This is a genomic window from Alkalihalobacillus sp. NPDC127517, from assembly GCF_050276055.1.
Taxonomy (GTDB): domain Bacteria; phylum Bacillota; class Bacilli; order Bacillales; family Bacillaceae_D; genus Alkalicoccobacillus.
This window is the reverse complement of record NZ_JBNNQX010000001.1, coordinates 68,134-89,516: the sequence shown is the minus strand read 5'-3', so window position 1 is coordinate 89,516 and position 21,383 is coordinate 68,134. Positions and strand designations below refer to the sequence as shown.

Here is a 21,383-nt window from a genome sequence, read left to right as displayed (position 1 = left end):
GGGAGAGGTTATATGAGTCGTTTTGATGAGGCACGAATTGGTACAAAAGCTGTTTGGGGTGGAGAGAAAGACTATTTGGTGCATGGGGCAACTCAAGTTCCAGTGATCCCAAGTGTAGCTTTTGGATACGACGATATGGATGAATGGTATGACGTGGCGATTGGAAAGAAAAAGGGGCATATCTACGGACGGAATACAAATCCCACGGTACAAGCCTTTGAAGACAAAGTGAAGCTGCTTGAAGGCGCAAAGGCTGGGACTAGCTTTTCTACTGGAATGGCGGCAGTTAGTAATACACTTTACACTTTTTTAATCCCAGGAGACCGTGTAGTAACCATTAAAGATACGTATGGTGGAACAAATAAGCTCTTCACTGAATTTCTTCCAAGACTACAAATTGAGGTTGTATTCTGTGAAACAGGCAATCATGAGCAAATTGAGGAGGAAATCGCAAAAGGATGTACGCTCCTATACCTTGAAACGCCTACAAATCCAACCGTAAAAATTACAGATATCAAGCGGACTGCACAATGTGCAAAAGCCTCAGGAGCCCTTGTCGTTGTGGATAATACGTTCGCGACACCGATTAACCAAAATCCACTGACTCTTGGAGCGGATCTAGTGATTCACAGCGCCACTAAATTTCTTGGCGGACATGCAGATGCACTTGGCGGAGTTGTAGTGGGAAATGATGAAGGATTGGTAGAAGCAATCTATCACTACCGTGAAATTAACGGAGCCACGATGGATCCATGGGCCGCCTACTTGTTACTTAGAGGAATGAAAACACTGGATCTCCGGGTAAAGCGTCAAGCGGAAAACGCGATGAAGCTTGCAACATTTCTTCAACAAAGTGAGGTGGTTGAGTCCGTCTTTTACCCTGGACTCGGTACACACCCTAACCATGAGATTGCGAAAGCTCAGATGAAGGGATTTGGAGGCATGCTAAGTTTTGCTGTGAAAGGTGGTATCGATACAGTGCGTGAGCTGTTACCAAGACTCAAATTTGCCAATCGAGCAGCAAATCTAGGCTCCGTCGAAACAACCGTTGGACCAGCACGAACAACTAGTCATGTTGAATGCACACCAAAGGAACGCGCGGCTATGGGAATCTCAGAAGGACTCATTCGCGTATCATGTGGAATTGAAGACTCAGAGGACCTTTTGGCTGATTTTAAGCAAGCGTTAGAGTCGGTTGATGCAGTAATTTCGACGAATTAATTAAAAATAGATTCTGTGAGGACAGATGACTCTAGTGAGAGTTATTTGTCCTTTTTTAGTTTTTTTGAGTGGTAGGTGAAAATGAATCGTGGTGATTCTAGCTATATCTAAAAGGAAGCCACTTTCACTCACAACGTTGCGCCACCGACCACTTCCTTTATGACACGAATTGGTTGACGCAAAAGTGCAAGCGATGTAAACTATCATTAAATCCTTTATCTCGCTATTGATTTAGCGAACTAAAGCAAAACCGTATGATATACTAAAAATAAGATGATTTGATACATAGTGGGGTGCGAATTTTGTCAAAGTTATTCATGTTTGAGAAACCTCTTGGCATGAGAGACACGTTGCCGGAGCTGTACGAAACAAAAACGTATTTACGAACAGAGATTGTGAATGAAATGAAACATTGGGGCTATCAAATGGTTGAGACACCAACTGTTGAATACTACGATACGATTGGAGCTAAATCAGCCATTTTGGATCAGCAGCTGTTTAAGCTAATGGATAAACAAGGCTATACATTGGTGCTTCGCCCAGATATGACAGCACCAATTGCACGACTTGTTTCTTCAAGCTTAAAACAAACAGCTTACCCCATTCGTTTGGGCTATCACTCGAATTTATTTAGAGCGCAGCAATACGATGGCGGTCGTCCGGCTGAGTTCGAGCAAGTAGGAGCGGAGTTAATCGGTGATGGTTCAGTGAGTGCAGATGCTGAAACAATTGCTCTCTTAATTGAGTCATTAAAACGGACTGGATTACAGCAATTTAAACTGGCCATTGGTCATGTTGGATTTGTTGATGCACTTCTTCTTGAGATTGTTGGGAATAAGGAACGTGCAGAGGTTCTTCGCCGTTTTTTGTATGAAAAAAATTATGTTGGGTTCAGGTCGCATGTAAAAGGACTTCAACTTTCTTCTATTGATAAGAAGAGACTGTTCGGTTTACTTAAGCTTCGTGGTGGAAATGAGTTATTTGAACAAGCATGGAAGCTGGTTGAGTCAGAACAAGGCAAAGCAGCACTTGAGGAATTACAGGAGCTTTGGTCTGTACTCGAGGAATATGGTCTCGACTCATTTATCACGATTGATTTAAATCTGGTGCTTCATATGAGTTACTATACTGGCACAGTTTTTGAAGTCTACAGTCAGGAGCTCGGTGTTCCGCTTGGAAGTGGAGGGCGTTATGATGAATTGCTACAGCAATTTAATCGTTCTGCACAAGCCATCGGGTTCGGGATCCGGTTGGATCTATTAGCGGAGGCTGTTGGACAAATTGCTCCAACCGAAAAACGGACATGTGTTATTTTTAGTCGCGAAAGACGAGCGGAAGCAATTGGTGAGGCTCGTCGGCTAAGAGAAGAGGGACAGGTAGTTGTTCTTCAAGACTTAAATGGAATTGCAAATGTTGATCAAATGAGTGAGGAATACGACGATATCCTTTATGTCATTGGAAAATCAAAGCAGGGAGGTCAAGCTGATGAATGATTCATTAACCATTGCGATGCCAAAGGGGCGAATTTTTGAAGAAGCCTTAGACCTCCTGCGCAAAGCAGGATATCAGCTTCCTGAAGAGTTTGATGATTCGAGAAAATTAATTATTGAAGTTCCTGAAGAGAATCTAAGGTTCATCTTAGCGAAACCAATGGATGTGCCAACCTATGTAGAACATGGCGTGGCGGATGTTGGTGTGGCAGGGAAAGACGTCATGATTGAAGAAGAACGTGATGTGTATGAGGTACTTGATTTGAAAATTAGTGAATGCTACATGGCCGTTGCAGGCTTACCGGGTTATCAAAAGCAGGAGATCAACCCAAAGGTTGCTTCAAAATATCCTAATCTAGCTGCTCATTACTTTAAGAAACAAGGTGAACAAGTAGAGATCATTAAGCTAAATGGATCAATAGAACTGGCTCCTCTTATCGGACTAGCTGATCGAATTGTAGATATCGTTTCATCGGGTCAAACGCTACGTGATAACGGATTGGTCGAGCTAGAAACGATTGAGCCAATTACCTCCAGGTTCATTGTGAACCCTGTAAGTTACCGGATGAAAGCGGAGCAGATCGATCGAATGGTAGAGCGCCTGTTTGATGTGGTGGAGGGGGAATAACAGATGAAGATTCAAAGAGTTGATCAATCAACAACGTTTAAGCGAACGGTAGAGGGCGGGAAAGAAAAGGAACAACAAATTGTTGAATCCATTATTAAGGATGTCCGAGACAATGGAGATGACGCTTTGTTTCGCTACACCCAGGAGCTCGACGGGGCAGAACTCACGCAGTTAAAGGTTGAGCCCACTGAACTTGAGGAAGCCTATCAACACATAGAGCCAAACGTAATCGAAGCGATTCGTGAAGCGATTCATCGAATCCGTGACTTCCATCAAAGACAAGTGACTCAGTCTTGGATGACGACCAAAGCAGATGGAGTGATGCTTGGACAAAAAGTCACACCACTTGAAAGAGTAGGTGTGTATGTACCGGGTGGAAAGGCAGCATACCCTTCAAGCATCATGATGAACATTATTCCGGCTCAGGTGGCCGGGGTAGGCGAAATTGCGATGGTGTCTCCTGCACAAAAAGACGGGAGACTTCCGGCCGGGGTCCTTGTTACAGCAAATGAATTAGGTGTAAAAGAAATCTATAAAATTGGTGGAGCCCAAGCGGTTGCAGCACTCGCCTACGGAACAGAAACGATTGCGCCAGTCGATAAGATTACAGGTCCAGGTAATATCTATGTTGCGCTTGCCAAGCGTTCAGTCTATGGCATTGTGGACATTGATATGATTGCTGGTCCAAGTGATATTACCGTTTTAGCAGATAAAACGGCGATTCCTTCGCATGTTGCAGCGGATCTCCTTTCACAGGCAGAGCATGATGAGTTGGCTCAAGCAATTTTAGTAACAGATTCAGAAGAGCTGGCTGAAGAGGTATCAGAGCAGGTTGAGCTTCAGCTTAAATCCTTACCTAAAGAAGCGATTGCACGTGCATCAATTGAAGGTCAAGGTAAGATTTATGTTACTAAAAACCTGGAAGAATCAATTGAAACGGTTAATCAGATTGCGCCCGAGCATCTGGAAATCATTGTTCAGAATCCAATGGAACAGTTAGGCAAAATTCGCCATGCTGGCGCCATTTTTATAGGACCATATACAACCGAACCAATTGGCGATTACTTTGCTGGTACAAACCACGTATTACCAACAGAAGGCACCGCTCGTTTTTCGAGTCCTTTAAGTGTAGATGATTTTGTAAAGAAATCTAGTGTGCTCTCCTATTCAAAAGAAGCATTAATCGCTCAGGCAGATGCGATTACAACACTTGCACGACTAGAAGGATTAGAGGCCCACGCGCGTGCGGTAGAGATTCGATTAGGAGATGATCAAAATGACTGAAGAAAAACGCAATGCTAGTATTGAGCGCAATACGGGAGAAACACAAATTAAGCTGGCTCTTGATATAGACGGAGAAGGAACCACAACACTAGATACAGGGGTTCCTTTTATGAACCATATGCTAGATCTTTTTGCGAAGCATGGTCAATTTGATTTGTCTGTTCAGGCAAATGGTGATACAGATGTGGATGATCATCACACAACAGAGGATATTGGGATCTGTCTTGGGCAGGTAGTGAAGGAAGCATTAGGTACAAAAAAAGGAATTAAGCGATACGGGAATGCTTTTATTCCAATGGATGAAACATTGGCTCAAGTGGTTGTCGATCTAAGCAATCGACCGCACTTAGAGTTTAGAGCTGAATTTCCTTCACAAAAAGTAGGTACATTTGATACAGAGCTTGTTCATGAGTTTCTATGGAAATTTGCGTTAGAAGCACGAATGAATTTACATGTGATTGTTCATTATGGTCACAACACACACCACATGATTGAGGCTGTGTTTAAGGCATTAGCACGTGCATTAGATGAAGCAACGATGATTGATCCGCGTGTAAAAGGAGTCCCTTCGTCGAAAGGAATGTTGTAGATGATAGGAATTGTTGATTACGGCATGGGCAATTTGCACAGCGTCAGTAAAGCAATGGAACGAATTGGTCTGCCTTACCTCATTTCAGAGGATATAGACGAGCTTGCTAATACGGACGGCTTGCTTTTACCTGGGGTCGGTGCGTTTCCGGATGCCATGGATATTTTAAATGAAACAGGAAAAAGTGTATTCCTTAAACAATGGGCAGCAAACGGGAGACCATTAATGGGCATCTGTCTTGGCATGCAGCTGTTGTTTGAAGAAAGCGAAGAACATCGATTAACAGAAGGACTGGGTTTATTACCTGGAAAGGTTACGAAATTTTCGGGTATAACGAGTGAGGGTGAGTCTTACAAAATTCCTCATATGGGTTGGAATCAGCTCCAGTTTCACCAGGACCATGCCATTCTTCGCGATGTCGAACCGGGTTATGTTTACTTTGTTCATTCGTATGCGGTCCAAACAGACAATCAGGACATTCTGCTTGCGACCTCTGACTACCATCAGGACGTCCCTGCCATTGTTGGTAAAGGTTCTGTTGTCGGCACGCAATTCCACCCGGAAAAAAGTAGCCAGGTCGGTATGGATTTATTAGAGAATTTCGGACGTTTGGTTGAAAAAGGGGTGAAGCAATTTGACTGAATTCATCATTTATCCAGCAATTGATATGAGGGATGGAAAATGCGTTCGCTTGGTTCAAGGAGACTATAATCAGGAAACGGTGTATGGAGATTCCCCATTTGACATGGCTAAATCATTTGCACAAGCTGGAGCAAAGTGGATCCATATGGTTGACCTTGACGGAGCAAAAGCGAAAAAACGCGTTAATCATGAATTTGTAACACGTGTGGCAAAAGAATTAGACGCCAATGTACAAATTGGTGGAGGTATTCGTACGGCAGAAGATGTTGCTTATTATCTGGAGCGTGGTGTAGACCGAGTGATTCTTGGAAGTGTTGCGGTACAGAATCCGGATTTCACTAAAGAGATGCTTGCTACATATGGTGGAGATCGAATTGTCATTGGAATTGACGCAAGAGATGGGTACGTAGCAACAGAAGGATGGCTTGAAACATCCGAAGTAAAAGCAGAGGATTTGGCTCGTGAGATGGTACGCTTTGGTGCAAAGACCTTTATTTTTACCGACATCGCGCGTGATGGGATGTTGTCAGGACCAAATACAGAAGCCATTGAAGCATTAGCAAAAGCAAGCGGTGCAAAGGTCATTGCCTCTGGTGGAGTCAGTACACTCACAGATTTAGATGAGCTAGCAGCGAAACAATCATCGGGCATTGATGGAGCCATCGTTGGAAAAGCCTTGTATACGAATCAATTTACGCTTGAAGAAGCCCTGAAAAGAAAGGGATAGCAGAATGCTGACAAAACGAATTATTCCATGCTTAGATGTGAAGGAAGGACGAGTTGTGAAAGGCATTCAATTCGTTGGATTACGAGATGCTGGAGATCCGGTTGAACTTGCTGCATTTTATGATGAACAAGGCGCTGATGAGCTTGTGTTTCTTGATATTTCTGCCTCTCATGAAGGTCACGAGACGATGATTGAAGTGGTTGAAGAAGTAGCTGGGAAATTAGCCATTCCTTTTACTGTTGGAGGTGGTATTCGCACACTTGCTGACATGAAACGTGTGCTTCGTGCAGGAGCGGATAAGGTTTCCCTGAACACAGCAGCTGTTTTAAGACCGGAATTAATTAAAGAAGGCGCGGACTTTTTTGGTGCTCAATGCATTGTGGTTGCGATTGATGCAAAATACGATCCAGAACTTACATCTTGGCGTGTTTATACACATGGCGGACGCAAAGCAACCGATTGGGAAGTATCAGAGTGGGCGAATCATGCGGTCACACTAGGTGCTGGTGAGATTTTACTAACGAGTATGGATCAAGACGGGGCAAAAACCGGGTTTGATCTTCCACTTCTCCAGAAAGTGAACGAAGCGGTAACTGTACCGGTCATTGCTTCAGGCGGAGCAGGAGGCAAGGAACACTTTCTAGAAGCCTTCCAACAAGGACAGGCCGATGCCGCTCTTGCAGCGTCTATTTTTCATTATAAAGAAACATCTGTAGCAGAAGTGAAAAGCTATCTTAAAGAGGAAGGGCTGTCCATTCGATGAATATAGAAACGATTCAATTTGATGAAAAAGGTCTTGTGCCAGCCATTGTCCAAGATGCAGCAAGCAAAGAAGTATTAACTCTTGCTTATATGAATCAGGAGTCGCTAACAAAGTCACTTGAAACAAAAGAAACTTGGTTTTATAGCCGTTCTAGACAGGAGCTTTGGCATAAAGGAGAAACCTCTGGAAACACGCAGAAAATCCAGGATATTCGTTATGACTGTGATAAGGATGCACTACTAGTGCTCGTTACACCTGATGGCCCGGCATGTCACAAAGGTACGTACACATGCTTTTCTTCTTCTTTAGATGAACAAGAGGTAGCTGTTAGTGAAAAGAGCTCAGTAGCGATCCTTACAGAACTTGAACGGATTATTGCTGAAAGAGAAGCTGAACGACCTGAGGGAGCCTACACGACGTATTTATTTGAAAAGGGCGTCGATAAGATCCTGAAAAAAGTGGGCGAGGAATCAGCGGAAGTGATTATAGCGGCAAAGAATCGCGATCGCGAAGAACTAACAAATGAAGCTGCAGACTTGTTATATCACCTTTTTGTTTTACTCAGAGAACAGAAAGTATCATTTAGTGAAGTGACAGATATTTTAAAGGAACGTTCATAAATAAGAAGATCGAGGCCGAGACATCCTATTAATGTAGCTAGTAAAACACGAATCTAGTAACAAATCCGCTACAGTGTCTTCACCGCGTCTTGTTCCGTAGGATTTTCGGGTTCTCCCTCAGCTTGTTCAAATAAAATCAAAAATGGCGAATGATTCTGCAATCGAATCATTCGCCATTTTCTAATTGATTTTAAGTTATTATTCAACTCTACCAGAGGCAGACGAGTTTGAATTTGATTTTTTGTTTTCGAATTCTTCACGAGTATAGACATCGTCTACATTCATGTTAAACTCTACAAGCTCAAGTCCTGTCATGTTATGAATGTTTTTGCTTACACTCTCTTTTACTTCGCGGTAGATGCTTGGAATGTTTTTACCATATTCTACAAATACCTCAATGTCGATTGCGACTTGTTTTTCCCCAACATCTGCATGGATTCCTTTTGTGATCTTCTCGTCCCCACCAAATGTTTCTTTTACTCCTTGGAACAGGTTGCCGCTCATTCCTAAAATTCCTGATACTTCATTTGTAGCAAGCGCAGTGATTTTTTTAATGACTTCATCATCGTAGGTTAGCTTTTCACGATTTGTTTGCTCTGATGATTGTAGCTCTTGTTCTTTTTGTAATTGAGCGTTTGTTTTTTCGGTTGATTTTATGTTTGTTTCCATGTCTCGCATCTCCCTTTGTTGTTAATCTCTTCGGCTGAACAAAGCCTGAATGTAGGTACTTACATCTAAGTCCCCGTCTATCCACTTACCTATTAAGTAACCAATCAAAACAAAAATAGTAATGGCCAGTGTATAGCCAAAGCCAATCGTCAAATATAAAATACTAAAGACGATGGCGATAAGTAATCCTAGAATGCGCCCACGATAGCGCATGAAGGTTTCAGGATTCATTACGCTTCCTCCTTATATGACGCGTTCCCGTTTCTTTGAACTGTATGGTTCATTTTCAACAGCGATCTTTACTTCTTTTACAGGAATTTCTAGCCACTTCTCAAGTTCCGTTTTTATCGTTTCCTGAAGTTTTTTTGCATTTTCTTGTACTGGACTTGTCCCAAACGGCGTATAACGGACATTGATCAAAATCTGCTGGGACTTTGATAAAATATTCGCATCAACTTTGACGGATCGTAGCCCATCAAATCTTCTAATAATCGTTAGCACCGTAGATTCAATCGATGCTTTAGAAATACCGATGACTCCGATATCAGTCGGTGCCACATACTTAGAATGAGAAGAACGTTTCATTCTCATAGCTTGGATTAAGAGAATGAGCGATAACAACCCAATAAAACACAACACTCCAATGATGATCCAAAACCCTTCATTCGCTTGTTGAGCAGTTAGCCAAGAATCAATTGGGTTATACGTGTCTGTTACAGTTAACAAGACACTGGCTGTTAAAAGAAGTGTGAGGAAGGCATAAATGCCTAAAACAAATCGAATGAACAGATTCACACGTTCGCATCCTTTCTCTATAAAGCAAATCTCATCTTACAAAAGGATAGCTTTATCTATTTGTGTCGAATCATGAGAGGGTGCACCGTCTCTGACCTACATATTCCTTAACTTTTAGAAACTGAAACATGGAAATGCTTGTGGGAATGTTAGGGAAGTTTCAAGTAATTATAGACTCTGGAAAGATTCTTCGCTTAATTGTCATTCATAAACCCCCTTTTGTGCTTATACTCCGTCTAACTTATCATTGAAATAGCGTGTGCCTAAAAAACTACACTATTAAAATAATGAAACCATTAAGTGTACGCCATGTCCTATTCTAATTCATTGTTTGTTGCATTCAGTGAACCACATAAACGATTAATAGTTAGTCCTATTCATGCTTGTATGACTTCTATAAACACTATTTCTTTAATAAACTCAGGTGAAAAAAAGCAAAAAAGTAGGAGGATATTTGACTTTGAGAATCCTCCTACTTTTTTATACTGAAACTCTAAATGAATGATCCTCATCTTTATTATCATAAGCAGAGGCTTAAGTTTTGTTTTCATCAACAGCTAACAACTTTAAAATGTTACCAAATTTAAAGATTTAAGTGTTTCATGATGATTAAACAATTTGTCAATCCATAGAGATGCTGCTCCAATTACATCCCCGTGTTCTCCTAAACTAGATTTTAAAATGTTAAGATTTTCAATGTTTGCATTAATTGAATGATTAAATATAGATTGTTTAAAAGGTAGGAAGAATATGTTCTCAGAACGGAGTATACCACCAGTCAGGATAATTCGATCTGGATTTAAAATGTTTACTAGACTAGAAACTTCTTTTCCGGTGATTGTCCCTGCCTTTGAAATGATTGAACAAGAAAGTGTGTCATTTAACATTGCTGATTCATATAAATGTTGCATCTTTATGGAGTCAATATCACCAGCAATTTCTGTAGCTATAGAAGAAACACCGGATTTAACTTCAGCTATTAGCTGTTGTAGGATGGAGGATTCACTAGCAAACATTTCAAGACAGCCTTTATTTCCACATGGACAAACAGGACCATTTTCTTTAATGATATTATGACCAATTTGTCCTGCAGCATAATGAGAACCTCTAAAAATACTATTATTCACATATATACCTACACCTATTCCATAATCCACGTTTAAAGTAACAGTTGTTTCTCCTTCTTTTGCACAGCCCAACCATCTTTCAGCTAAGACCATCGCATTACAATCATTATCAATAAGAATTGGATAATGGAATAGCTCTTCTAATTTGCTTAATATCGGGAAATTCCTCCATGAGAGTTGAGGAGGGAATACAAGCAATCCCTCGTCCGTGTTAACAATTCCGTGTAATCCAACACCTAACCCTAAAATTTTATACTGTTCTGGTTGGCATTGTTTTACTAGCATTTGTAAATAACTAAGTGCCTGATTTGCAGAAGTTTTTGGAGGTAATGAGATCTGATAAAGTTTTTTTATTTGGCCATTAAGGTCAACAATTGAAGCTTTTATATAAGATGATGCAATTATGACAGCAATTATATGTATTCCATCTGTTTTTAACTGATACTTCGCTGGGTGCCGACCTCTGCTTGTATTTGAAAGAGTAACTTCCTCTGAAATTAATTGGTTTTCGCCTAGAGTTTTAACAATCTCTGAAACTGCAGGAACTGTTAATTTACTTAATTTTGAGAGTTGTGATCTTGATAAGATGGTGTGTTCTTTTAGAAGCCTTAAAATAACTTTTTGATTAAAGGTCCTCATCTGTTCACGACTTAGTTTCGAAATGAGATGTGACATAACGTTCCTCCTACTGTAATAAGTTTGCAGGTTATAATAACACAATTTAATTATAAAATAACTTAATTAATAACTTGACTAAATAAAGTTATTTAAGCTACTATGTGTTTATGAAAACGCTACCATTAATAATGGGTATAATCAATCAATTTCTGATATAAATAAAATTACTTTTTAAGGTCGGTGATAAGGTGCAAAAAAGTAAAATGGAACCTGTATGTATCTCTGGTGAAAAGAATTCATTCTCACCTGCATTGCCTGCTTTACAAGGGAAAAACCATATGAACGAGCTGCTACATTTCTCCAATCACTTTTTAATGGTTGATGATGTCCCTATTTTTGGAATTTGTGGGGAGTTTCATTTCAGTCGATATGATTATAGCAAATGGGAAGACGAGCTCTTAAAAATGAAAATGTGTGGAATCACGATTGTTCCCACCTATGTCATTTGGAATCATCACGAGGAGATCAAGGGAGAATTTGATTGGCAGGAGGATAAGGCATTACGTACCTTTATCCAGTTGTGTGGAAAACATGACTTACAATGCATTTTACGAATAGGCCCTTTCGCTCATGGAGAAGTGAGAAACGGTGGTCTTCCAGATTGGCTCTACGGTGAGCCATGTCGAGTAAGAAGTAATGACGAACGCTATATCTATTATGTTGATCGTTTATATAAGGAGATTGGCAAGCAAGCTGAAGGCCTAATGTATAAGGATGGTGGTCCTGTCATCGGCATTCAACTTGAAAATGAGTTTTATCATGCTGGGGCTCCTTGGGAATTTACTTCAGGAACAAGTAATGAGTGGGTGTCAGGTGGTGAAGACGGAGAAGCTCATATTATTTTATTAAAAGAGTTAGCTATACAGGCGGGTTTAGTCACACCGATCTACACAGCCACAGGCTGGGGTGGAGCGATTGCGCCAACCGATGAGGTCCTACCTTTGTGGGGAGGATACGCCTTCTGGCCGTGGGTGTTTTATGATGAAAATGTAAAGGAACACCCCATTACACCTGAATTTATTTATCGTGACTACAATCAAGAAACCTATAACTTTGATCCTGAGTATGATCCTGCATCTATTCCGTTTGCTTGCTGTGAGATGGGTGGGGGCATGACCGTTTTTTATAATTACAGATTCGCTTTGCCATATAAAAGTGTCGAAGCGATGGCGAACATCAAAGTAGCCGGTGGATGTAACTTCGTTGGATATTATGTATTCCATGGAAGTTCAAACCCTAGAGGGAAAAGGACTCCATATTTAAATGAGAACGCCACACCCAAAATATCTTATGATTATCAAGCTCCTATTGGCGAGTTTGGACAAATTAGAGAATCGTATAAACGACTTAAAAGACAGCATTATTTTTATAAAGATTTTGAAGAAAACTTTTGTCAAACAACCACTCTTTTACCTCATAATACAGATCATATGAATCCTGAGGATGTAGATACATTACGTTATGCGTTACGAGTCAATGAAGGTAAGGGATTTATCTTTATTAATAACTATCAGGATCATATTAAAACTCCTACAAAACATAATTTAACATTACAGTTTGAAATTAACCAAAAAAAACTACAAATTCCACACAGAGGTGGATTTTCAATAGGAGAAGACGTTAGCTGTATTTTACCTTTTCACCTTTCACTCACAGACGTACAGCTAGAATATGCAACGGCACAACTCATGAAAAAAGTTAATCTCTCAGACAAGGAAGATGCTTACTTCTTTTTCCATCCTACGGGGATGAAGCCGAGCTATCGCTTTGAAAGAAAAAATATTAAACGTATTACTCTTTCAAATGGGGATATCAAAAAACAGGATAGTCATTACACTGTGTTACCAGTTGATAAGGATTTAACGCGCATAGATATCCTTTCAAGTGAAGGGAAAATCATTCGAATCTACACAATGTCTGACGAAAAAAGTTTGAATTTTTGGTCTTTTGAGTGGGGAGGCAAGCATCATGCGATTTTAACGGAGGCAGCTCTTATTGTAGAGAAAGATCGAATTCGCTTCGAATCCGAGTCTGAGCTACTTCAAGTCACAGCCATAGATGGGCTTATGTCCAAAACACTCGAATCTTTTTTTTCAGAGAGAGTACAACATACATTACATAGTGAGTACTCAATTAAAAAAAAGAGGGTGGTGATTGAGCCAAAGATAGAAACGATAGATAATCGACGAAAGCTCGTTTCTATTCCTAGTGAATCCTTTACTGCGTGTAAAGAAATCTTGTTAAATGTTACCTATGAGGGGGATATAGGATATGCCTTTATAAATAATGAGCTGGTTCATGACAATTTTAACAATGGTGAGGTATGGCAGATAGGGTTAAGTCATCTGAAGTCAGACTTGCAAGAAAATCACCTTTATCTTCTTATTTCACCTATAAAGCAAGGTCGCAAAGTGAAAAGTGATTCACCAATGGCTGCCAGAACTGAATTAGCTAATAAAGAAATTGCCGACATTAAAATGATTTCATTAAAGCCAATTTATGAATTCGAAGCAGTAGCTAATAAAACATAAAAAAGGGGTTGAGGTTAAATGAGAAGATTCATTAAGAAAAAATCAGCAACTGTTTTAATGGGAATGGGAGTAGGATTAATTGCTTTGACTGCATGTAGTGGGGAAGATGCAGGGTCCTCAAATGATGGAGACGTGACGTTAACACTGTGGAACAGATATCCTGAATTAAGAGTTCCGTTCGATGCACTAATTGCAAATTTTGAAGAAGAACATCCAGGAATTAAAATCGAAAAGCAAGATCTCCCATTAGGAAGTCATGAAGCACAATTCCAAACCGCACTTTCTGAAAATCAACTTCCGGATTTATTCACAACTGCGGCAGATTTAAAGGAGTTAGTAGATATTGAAGCTGTTCGTGAACTGAATGAAGTATTTACAGATGATGTAAAGGATCAGTTTTATGAAGGAACTTGGTCTGAAAACGCAACTCAGCTTGAAGGAGATATCTATGTATTTCCATTTGTTTCTCCACAGAGTGGTGCTTTTGTTCTTTATTACAACACAGATGTATTTGATCAGTTAGGGTTAACGGAAGAGGACGTACCAACTACATGGGATGAACTTGAAGAAATCGGAAAGTTCATTAGAGAAGAATCGGATGGAGCCATCCATGGGCTGTCTTGGAATAATGAAGCTTGGTCTAATGAAGGAATCGTTAATATGATGGCGACTGCAATATCCCCAGACTCACCTTGGCGTCGGGACTTCAAAACGGGTAAACCGAGTTTTGCAACAGAGGGAATTGTTGAAACTGCAGAATATCTGAAGAAGTTATTTGATGAAGGTGTGATGATGCCTAATAGTATGGAAGTAGATACTGCAGCAGCTGAAGCAAGTTTTATTGCTGGTCAATCTGCTTTTTGGATTAGTGGAAACTGGACAGGTACCCAATTAGTAAATAGTAATGGCTTCGAAAATTGGGGTGTAGCTCCAATGCCTACTAAAAATGGAGACCCTTATTATTATCCCGCAGGAAGACAAGCGGATGGGTTACAAGTGAACAACAATACAGAGCATTGGGAAGAAGTAAAAATATTTCTTGAGTACTCTCTAGAAAATCTGCATGAAGAGTTGTATGTAAAGCCTGGCACAGCCATTCCTGCAAAAATGGATGTAGGTGGGGAAGCACCTTACGAGCAGTATGAAGATACGAAACAGTTAATGGAGCAACTTGCAATTCCAGTGCCAAACCCAGTGCAACGGAACTTAGAAACGATTGAATTTCAACGAGACAACAATGCACGTCTTGAGTTCACGGGTGTTGGTGAACCTGTAGTTGGTTATTTATCAGGAGCTATACCAGATATTAAAGAACAATTAGAAAAAATGGATGAAACAGCAAACCAAGTGTTTGAAGAGACATTAGAAGATTATCCCGAAGTGTCTATTGATGATTTTATCTTCCAAAATTGGGAGCCGTTTACACCGTATACTTTAGATGACTATGAGGAATTAGAATAGGTTAAAAACTGTATGTGCCGTCCACTCGAATTGAAAGGTGGCGGCACATATTTTTAAGAGGGGTGATTCATTATGATGAAAGTACCAACGGAAATCCAACAACCATCTACACCAAAAGGAAAACTAAGTCCGAGGAATAGAAAAAAAGCAATATGGGCATATGTCTTCTTAATGCCTCAAATTATCGTATTTTTTGTCTTATCGGCTTATCCAATTATTATGAGCTATGTGTATTCATTCTATGATTGGTCAGGTATAGGGCCTTTAAATCGATTTGTTGGATTAAGCAACTATCAACAATTGCTAACCTCTGAACGGTTCTGGCAATCTTTTATTAACTCAGTCTATTATGTAGCTGGGACAACGATTATTGGTGTAGGGCTTGCGCTCATTCTAGCCATTATATTAAACGATCGAAAATTAAAAGGAAAAACCTTTTATCGGACCGTCTATTTTTTACCTGTTGTCACAACAACAGCTGTTATTGGGATCGTTATGAATAACATCTTTGGTCTTAATGGCTTGTTTAATGACCTCATGACGACGATTGGAATCATGGGGCAACCCGTTTCTTGGCTAACAGATGGTGTCCTAGCTATGATTTTATTAATTGTAATTGGCTCATGGAAAGGGCTGGGAATTAATATGGTTTACTGGCTGGCGGGGCTTCAATCCATTCCGAACGATTTATATGAATCGGCTCAATTAGACGGGGCAGGGTTTTGGAGAACGTTGATTCATATTACATTACCACTTTTAAAACCAATGCTTTCGGTCATATTGTTACTATCGATTGTGGGGGGGATCAATGCATTTGATCTCGTCAAAACACTGACAAATGGTGGACCTTACTATCAAACGGAAACGCTTGATTTATTTATATACAATTACGCTTTTTCTTCTGAATTTTCAGGAGGACAAACTAGAATGGGATATGCATCTGCAGCAGGTGTGTTATTAGGTCTATTCACCTTTTTCATAAGTGTTGTATTCAGTTTAGGAGCGTTCTCAAAAGAGATTAGGCAGTTTCGTCTTAGTAGAAAGAAAGCGAGGCTGAAAAAATGATTACAAGTAAATTTGCCAGAACAACCATACATATCTGTTTGATTCTCTTTGGATTTGTATGGATTTATCCCTTCATTTGGATGATTTTGTCTTCATTTAAGACCAACACTGAATTTTTGGCAGGGGGGACAAATCCATTTCCTACAGAATTTCAATGGGACAATTATATTCGAGCATGGACAAGTGCAAACTTTTCAAGTTATTTCGTGAACACCGTAATCTTCACACTCGCTACAGTTGCAATTGTGTTGATATTAAGTGCATTAACAGGCTATGTTCTAGGCCGTATTCAATTTCCAGGGAAGAAAGCTATTCTATTTATGGTTGTAGCCATCATGTTTATACCAAAAGGTTACACCATTATCCCTTTATTTAAAATCGTGAGTGCGTTGGGTCTATCAGATTCTTTATTAGGGGTCATTGTGGCAGAATCATCGGGTGCACACGTACTCTTCATCCTACTATTTGCTGCCTATTTTGCCAAAATACCAAAGGAACTAGAAGAAGCAGCTGAGATAGATGGGGCTGGATTCTTACGGACATTTAGTCAAATTATGTTGCCGCTTAGTGCTCCAATTATTGCAACAGCTGGGATCATGCAATTCATCTGGACGTGGAGTTCGTTCCTCATTCCACTTATTTTTACGGCGAACAGACCGGAGCTTAGAACACTTGCTGTTGGAATGGAGAATTTTGTAGGGACATATACCTCAGATTATGTGGGGATGACAGCCGCCGCAACGATTTCATTAATTCCGGTCATGATTTTGTTTCTATTCATGCAGCGTTACTTTATAGAAGGTGTAGCAGGAGCAGTAAAATCTTAAATAAGGAGGAGTTAAGGTTTGAATAGCATGAAAGCAATAAACTTAACAGTAGAACAGATGCATGAGCCTTTTGGAGTAGAATTACGTCAGCCACTATTTGGTTGGGCGTTTTCACATTCAACTGTTAGAGGACAAAGACAAACTGCCTATCGAATACGTGTATCGACTCAAGAGGATTTGTTAAAACAAGGAAACGCCGATATGTGGGATAGTGGAAAAATTGATACGGTTCAGCATCAATTTATCAAATATGAAGGACATCCTTTATTACCTGAGAAAAGATATGTATGGACTATATGTATATGGGATGTAAACGGTGAAGAAAGCGGATGGAGTGAACCCTCAACCTGGACAATGGGATTAATGAATCAGGAATGGAAAGCAGATTGGATTGGCTTGACACCATTTCTTCAAAAAGAATGGAAACAAGATCCTTGTGAAGAGCCCATGCCTTTATTCCGACATAACTTCAATATTTCAAGATCACCTGTGCGAGTGTTTGCTCATGTAAGTGGACTAGGTCAATATGAATTTCGTTTAAACGGGGTTAAAGTAGGAGACGCTGTACTTGAACCAGGATGGACAGACTATGATCAGTCCTGCCTGTATCATTCCTATGACGTCACCTCTTATGTAAATGAAGGTGAGAATGCAGCGGGCATGATGTTAGGGTGTGGCTTCTATCACGTGAACGGCCAAACGAAAAGGTATGTTAAATACGAAGGAAGCTACGGTTTACCAAAATGTATTGTTCAACTTACGATAGAGTATTCTAATGGCGAAACGGAGACGATTGGTACTGGATCAGATTGGAAGATTGGTAGAGGTCCGATTGTTTTTTCATCTATTTATGGTGGAGAAGACTATGATGCACGTCTATACCAAACGGGATGGGACAATGTTGGATTTATCGACTCAGGTAATGAGTGGGTGGCAGCGCCTTTAGTACGTGCACCAAAGGGGACACTCTGTAGCCGAATGATTCCAAGAAATAAAGTCCAAGAAACCATCGCAGCAAAAAAAATAGACATTAATCGCAAAGACATAGAAGTATATGATCTAGAGAAAAACATCTCTGGCTGGCCACGTATTCGTGTAACAGGAAAAAGAGGTTCAACTGTTACATTGGTCACAGGAGAATTGCTGAAGGAAAATTGCGATATAGATCAATCTATGATCGGAGAACCTGTATCTTTTACTTATACACTGCGAGGAGAAGGTGATGTAGAAGAATGGGCACCACAATTTATGTATCATGGATTCCGATATGTACAAGTCCGTTTCACGCATCAAGAAGAACGGACAGAGCTCCTAAGTGTAGAAGGAGAAATGATATACCCAGATGTAGATAAGGTTGGAGACTTTGCCTGTTCGAATTCTGAATGGAACGATATTCATGACATCATAGATAGGGCAATTAAGAGTAATATGAAGAGTATATTTACAGACTGCCCACACCGTGAAAAACTAGGGTGGATCGAACAATTACATCTAATGGCGCCTTCTGTTTTTTATAACTATAATGTAGCACCTCTATATAAAAAGATCTTTATAGATATGGAGGAAGCTCAAGAAGAAAATGGCTTTGTTCCTAATATTGCGCCTGAATATGTAGAGTTTGAAAAAGGGTTTCGAGATTCTCCAGAATGGGGAAGTTCATTTGTTATGGCTCCTTGGTATCATTACAACTGGTATGGGGATGAGGACGTTTTAAAGAAACATTACCCACAAATGATTAGATATGTGGAGTATTTAGTATCTCGTTCTAAAGATGGCATCGTGAATCATGGCTTAGGTGACTGGGGAGATTTAGGAGAGGTTCCTGATGATAATCAGGGGTTTGCTGTTCATACACCTATTGCTGTTACAGCAACAGCCATGCTCTATGAAAACAGTCGTATTCTAGCCGAAATCGCTCACTTATTTGGATATCATGAGGATGTGAAGAGGTTTACGGAGCTTGTGCAGGATACAAAGAATGCATTCAATCAAGCATTCTATAATGAAAATGGGTCGTTTTATGCAACCAACAGTCAAACATCAAATGCGACTGCTTTAGCCTTAGATTTAGTAAAAAAAGAAGACGCACAGAACGTCCTGTTTAACCTAGTTACAGGAATTATTCAAAATGAGTATGCGATCACATGTGGTGAGGTAGGGCATAGATATTTGCTGTTAGCTTTATCTAAATATAGTAAATCTACGGTTATTGAGAATATGCTTCAGCAATCCAAGGAGCCTTATTACAGGTTTCTAGTAAACCACGGTGCAACCAGTCTAACTGAATTTTGGGATGGACCTGTCACGGGCCATTCGCATAACCATATTATGATGGGGCACATCGAGGAATGGTTTTACTCTCAATTAGGCGGCATCCAAAGAGATTACTCTGGAAGGAAAGCAGCACAGCCTCTCGTGATCTCACCATTTATAGCTGATCATGTTGATTGGGTTAACGTAAAGCATCATATAGCAGCAGGATGGGTAAACGTTCAATGGAAAAAACAAGAGGACCAAATCATAGTTGAGGTGTCGATTCCAGTTAATAGCAGTGCGCTTATTGCTCTACCCGTGACAGAATACGAGATTGTAAGAGAAAGGGAAGTTGGTAAAATAAATGAAGAAATAAAAGAAATAAATGGCGAGAGCAGAATGTACTTCTATGTTAAATCAGGAGAATACCACTTTAGTATAAAGAAAGAGTAATAAAATAGGTGAAATAAATATGGTTCTGTTTATTTTATTTTTACTTTTTCATTCTCTGCCCTATTTTTTGAATTTATAAAAATGGTATGGCTAACACCTCTTCTCTTAAGAGGTGTCGCCGCCCTTCGAGTTGATTTGCTACCAGTTATTCTCTAATGATAGAAGCAGCTAATACACCAAGTGGAAAAAGGGTTTAAGAGACAAAACCTTGAGAATCTATTTTTAACATATTAGTATTATCTCTAGAGTTCATACTTACTCACAGAGTTTTGTAAGTCACCTGCAATTTTTTTAAGTTAGTTGACGCACTCTTAATATCCTCCATAGAAGAGCATTGCTCTTCGGCTGCTGCCGCAACTTGAATTTAATGGCAATGCATTTGAAGCGTAAGTTATTCAACTTCAAAATCCTTAATGTTTGCTATTGGATACAACACACTATCTGCATCAAATTCAGATAGCTGTTTATTATTTTTTACTTTCTTAATCCAGTCATGGTCTGCTAGAGCACCCTTACCTAAAGCTAAAAGGTCAACATCCCCATTATTTAATAATTCTATAGCTCGTTCGGGATTTTCTAACTGACCGTTAGCTATGACCGGTAATTGACTATATTTTTTCGCTAATGATACCAATGATTTTTGTTCATTATCATTGAAAGCGGGTTGCCATGCTTGGAACTCCGTAACATGAATAAAGTGTAGACCCGATCCACCTAAAGCAGTAAAAATTGTTTTTGCATCTTCTTCTTTACCTGACCATGTGTACGTATAATCATTTACTTGAGATTGAGAAATCCTCATACCCACTGTAAAGTTACGACTTACTGCTTGACTTACCTCCTTGGCTATCTCTACTAAAAATCGAACCCGATTCTCGGTACTTCCTCCGTATTCATCTCTGCGTTGGTTGGTATATTCTGTTAGAAATGAATCTAATAGGTAGCCATTCGCACCATGCAACTCAATTCCATCAAACCCAGCCGATTCAGCTCTTTTGGCGGATTCGATAAAGCTATTTTTTACTTGGTTCATTTCTTCTCTTGTAATTTCCCTTGGTAGTTCATAGGCTCCCTCTCCCAAATAAAATTTCAGTTGTTCTCCTTTCGGCTGAATAGAAGACGGAGCGATCGCACCTTTAGTAAAATGATTACCTTGAGAAAGTGGGCCCGAATGCTGCAATTGGATAAAGATCTTTCCACCTTCTGAATGCACAGCATCTACTACTTTTTTCCACTCTTGGGCTTGTTCATCAAAAGCAATGCCAGGTTGAAATTGATAAGTTTGACTATGTTTATCATCAATATATGTACCTTCTGTAATAATTAAGCCAAAACCACCTTTAGCAAACGAACGGTAATAGTTAATCATTCTTTCCGTTACAAAGCCATCTTTTGTAGCACTGATTCGAGTCATTGGTGCTACACTAACTCTATTTTTTATTACTGTATGATTTATTTTAAAAGAATTAAATAAGACTTGTTTATTCACAATTGTTCCTCCTTAGTATTTATTTGGTTTTTAAAGGACATTATGTAACCACCTGCATTTTATGAATAATC

General features: G+C 39.8%; 19 protein-coding genes. 14 read left to right on the top strand and 5 right to left on the bottom strand.

From position 1 onward, the window contains the following. Nucleotides 1–12: 12 nt before the first annotated feature. The 9 genes from ACQKKO_RS00425 (at nt 13) to hisIE (ending at nt 7,964) form a co-directional block, all read left to right on the top strand. Nucleotides 13–1,221, top strand: a complete 1,209-nt coding sequence (locus tag ACQKKO_RS00425) for a cystathionine gamma-synthase family protein (protein ID WP_498643217.1) — start codon at nt 13–15, stop codon at nt 1,219–1,221. 302 nt (nt 1,222–1,523) lie between these two features. Then, nucleotides 1,524–2,714, top strand: a complete 1,191-nt coding sequence (locus ACQKKO_RS00420; RefSeq protein ID WP_498643215.1) for an ATP phosphoribosyltransferase regulatory subunit — start codon at nt 1,524–1,526, stop codon at nt 2,712–2,714. Further along, complete coding sequence (gene hisG, locus ACQKKO_RS00415) at nt 2,707–3,339, top strand: ATP phosphoribosyltransferase (RefSeq protein ID WP_498643213.1); 633 nt, start codon at nt 2,707–2,709, stop codon at nt 3,337–3,339. Before ACQKKO_RS00420 ends, hisG begins: the two co-directional genes overlap by 8 nt. 3 nt (nt 3,340–3,342) lie before the next feature. Further along, nucleotides 3,343–4,623 carry a histidinol dehydrogenase gene (gene hisD, locus ACQKKO_RS00410; protein WP_498643211.1) on the top strand — a complete coding sequence of 427 codons (1,281 nt, stop codon included), beginning with the start codon at nt 3,343–3,345 and terminating at the stop codon, nt 4,621–4,623. After that, nucleotides 4,616–5,212, top strand: a complete 597-nt coding sequence (gene hisB / locus ACQKKO_RS00405) for an imidazoleglycerol-phosphate dehydratase HisB (protein WP_498643210.1) — start codon at nt 4,616–4,618, stop codon at nt 5,210–5,212. Before hisD ends, hisB begins: the two co-directional genes overlap by 8 nt. Beyond that, nucleotides 5,213–5,854: an imidazole glycerol phosphate synthase subunit HisH gene (gene hisH / locus ACQKKO_RS00400; RefSeq protein ID WP_498643208.1), complete on the top strand. Its 642-nt coding sequence runs from the start codon at nt 5,213–5,215 to the stop codon at nt 5,852–5,854. Next, the gene (gene hisA, locus ACQKKO_RS00395; RefSeq protein WP_498643207.1) at nt 5,847–6,581 is read left to right on the top strand and encodes a 1-(5-phosphoribosyl)-5-[(5-phosphoribosylamino)methylideneamino]imidazole-4-carboxamide isomerase; all 735 of its coding nucleotides are present in this window, start codon (nt 5,847–5,849) and stop codon (nt 6,579–6,581) included. The genes hisH and hisA overlap by 8 nt, the downstream gene beginning before the upstream one ends. A 4-nt stretch (nt 6,582–6,585) precedes the next feature. Beyond that, nucleotides 6,586–7,344 (top strand): imidazole glycerol phosphate synthase subunit HisF, encoded by a 759-nt coding sequence (gene hisF / locus ACQKKO_RS00390; RefSeq protein WP_498643206.1) that lies wholly within the window; start codon nt 6,586–6,588, stop codon nt 7,342–7,344. Then, nucleotides 7,341–7,964 (top strand): bifunctional phosphoribosyl-AMP cyclohydrolase/phosphoribosyl-ATP diphosphatase HisIE, encoded by a 624-nt coding sequence (gene hisIE, locus ACQKKO_RS00385; protein ID WP_498643205.1) that lies wholly within the window; start codon nt 7,341–7,343, stop codon nt 7,962–7,964. Before hisF ends, hisIE begins: the two co-directional genes overlap by 4 nt. A 198-nt stretch (nt 7,965–8,162) precedes the next feature. Here the strand turns inward: hisIE and ACQKKO_RS00380 are convergent, their stop codons facing one another. The 4 genes from ACQKKO_RS00380 to ACQKKO_RS00365 form a co-directional block, all read right to left on the bottom strand. Continuing rightward, complete coding sequence (locus ACQKKO_RS00380; protein ID WP_498643204.1) at nt 8,163–8,633, bottom strand: Asp23/Gls24 family envelope stress response protein; 471 nt, start codon at nt 8,631–8,633, stop codon at nt 8,163–8,165. Nucleotides 8,634–8,654: 21 nt separating this feature from the next. Then, nucleotides 8,655–8,864 (bottom strand): DUF2273 domain-containing protein, encoded by a 210-nt coding sequence (locus tag ACQKKO_RS00375; RefSeq protein WP_498643203.1) that lies wholly within the window; start codon nt 8,862–8,864, stop codon nt 8,655–8,657. A gap of 12 nt (nt 8,865–8,876) precedes the next feature. Continuing rightward, nucleotides 8,877–9,428 carry an alkaline shock response membrane anchor protein AmaP gene (gene amaP, locus ACQKKO_RS00370; RefSeq protein WP_498643202.1) on the bottom strand — a complete coding sequence of 184 codons (552 nt, stop codon included), beginning with the start codon at nt 9,426–9,428 and terminating at the stop codon, nt 8,877–8,879. Nucleotides 9,429–9,994: 566 nt separating this feature from the next. Next, on the bottom strand, nt 9,995–11,230 hold the full coding sequence (locus ACQKKO_RS00365) for an ROK family protein (protein ID WP_498643201.1): 1,236 nt from the start codon (nt 11,228–11,230) through the stop codon (nt 9,995–9,997). Nucleotides 11,231–11,421: 191 nt separating this feature from the next. On the opposite strand from ACQKKO_RS00365, the gene ACQKKO_RS00360 reads away from it, so the two are divergent. The 5 genes from ACQKKO_RS00360 (at nt 11,422) to ACQKKO_RS00340 (ending at nt 19,823) form a co-directional block, all read left to right on the top strand. Then, on the top strand, nt 11,422–13,764 hold the full coding sequence (locus tag ACQKKO_RS00360; RefSeq protein ID WP_498643200.1) for a beta-galactosidase: 2,343 nt from the start codon (nt 11,422–11,424) through the stop codon (nt 13,762–13,764). A gap of 18 nt (nt 13,765–13,782) precedes the next feature. Next, complete coding sequence (locus ACQKKO_RS00355; RefSeq protein ID WP_498643199.1) at nt 13,783–15,225, top strand: ABC transporter substrate-binding protein; 1,443 nt, start codon at nt 13,783–13,785, stop codon at nt 15,223–15,225. Nucleotides 15,226–15,297: 72 nt separating this feature from the next. After that, complete coding sequence (locus ACQKKO_RS00350) at nt 15,298–16,290, top strand: carbohydrate ABC transporter permease (RefSeq protein WP_498643198.1); 993 nt, start codon at nt 15,298–15,300, stop codon at nt 16,288–16,290. After that, nucleotides 16,287–17,117, top strand: coding sequence for a carbohydrate ABC transporter permease (locus ACQKKO_RS00345; protein ID WP_498643197.1), 831 nt, complete (start codon nt 16,287–16,289; stop codon nt 17,115–17,117). Before ACQKKO_RS00350 ends, ACQKKO_RS00345 begins: the two co-directional genes overlap by 4 nt. Before the next feature lie 27 nt (nt 17,118–17,144). Further along, a complete protein-coding gene (locus ACQKKO_RS00340) occupies nt 17,145–19,823 on the top strand; it encodes a family 78 glycoside hydrolase catalytic domain (RefSeq protein WP_498643771.1) in 2,679 nt (892 codons plus the stop codon). A gap of 391 nt (nt 19,824–20,214) precedes the next feature. Here the strand turns inward: ACQKKO_RS00340 and ACQKKO_RS00335 are convergent, their stop codons facing one another. Continuing rightward, nucleotides 20,215–21,312 carry an NADH:flavin oxidoreductase gene (locus ACQKKO_RS00335; RefSeq protein ID WP_498643196.1) on the bottom strand — a complete coding sequence of 366 codons (1,098 nt, stop codon included), beginning with the start codon at nt 21,310–21,312 and terminating at the stop codon, nt 20,215–20,217. Between the last annotated feature and the right edge of the window lie 71 nt (nt 21,313–21,383).

Coding starts and splice junctions, on each gene's coding strand:
- ACQKKO_RS00425 (WP_498643217.1), top strand. CDS start 13: ATGAGTCGTTTTGATGAGGCACGAATTGGTACAAAAGCTGTTTGGGGT.
- hisG (WP_498643213.1), top strand. CDS start 2,707: ATGAATGATTCATTAACCATTGCGATGCCAAAGGGGCGAATTTTTGAA.
- hisD (WP_498643211.1), top strand. CDS start 3,343: ATGAAGATTCAAAGAGTTGATCAATCAACAACGTTTAAGCGAACGGTA.
- hisB (WP_498643210.1), top strand. CDS start 4,616: ATGACTGAAGAAAAACGCAATGCTAGTATTGAGCGCAATACGGGAGAA.
- hisH (WP_498643208.1), top strand. CDS start 5,213: ATGATAGGAATTGTTGATTACGGCATGGGCAATTTGCACAGCGTCAGT.
- hisF (WP_498643206.1), top strand. CDS start 6,586: ATGCTGACAAAACGAATTATTCCATGCTTAGATGTGAAGGAAGGACGA.
- hisIE (WP_498643205.1), top strand. CDS start 7,341: ATGAATATAGAAACGATTCAATTTGATGAAAAAGGTCTTGTGCCAGCC.
- ACQKKO_RS00380 (WP_498643204.1), bottom strand. CDS start 8,633: ATGGAAACAAACATAAAATCAACCGAAAAAACAAACGCTCAATTACAA.
- ACQKKO_RS00375 (WP_498643203.1), bottom strand. CDS start 8,864: ATGAATCCTGAAACCTTCATGCGCTATCGTGGGCGCATTCTAGGATTA.
- ACQKKO_RS00365 (WP_498643201.1), bottom strand. CDS start 11,230: ATGTCACATCTCATTTCGAAACTAAGTCGTGAACAGATGAGGACCTTT.
- ACQKKO_RS00355 (WP_498643199.1), top strand. CDS start 13,783: ATGAGAAGATTCATTAAGAAAAAATCAGCAACTGTTTTAATGGGAATG.
- ACQKKO_RS00350 (WP_498643198.1), top strand. CDS start 15,298: ATGATGAAAGTACCAACGGAAATCCAACAACCATCTACACCAAAAGGA.
- ACQKKO_RS00345 (WP_498643197.1), top strand. CDS start 16,287: ATGATTACAAGTAAATTTGCCAGAACAACCATACATATCTGTTTGATT.
- ACQKKO_RS00340 (WP_498643771.1), top strand. CDS start 17,145: ATGAAAGCAATAAACTTAACAGTAGAACAGATGCATGAGCCTTTTGGA.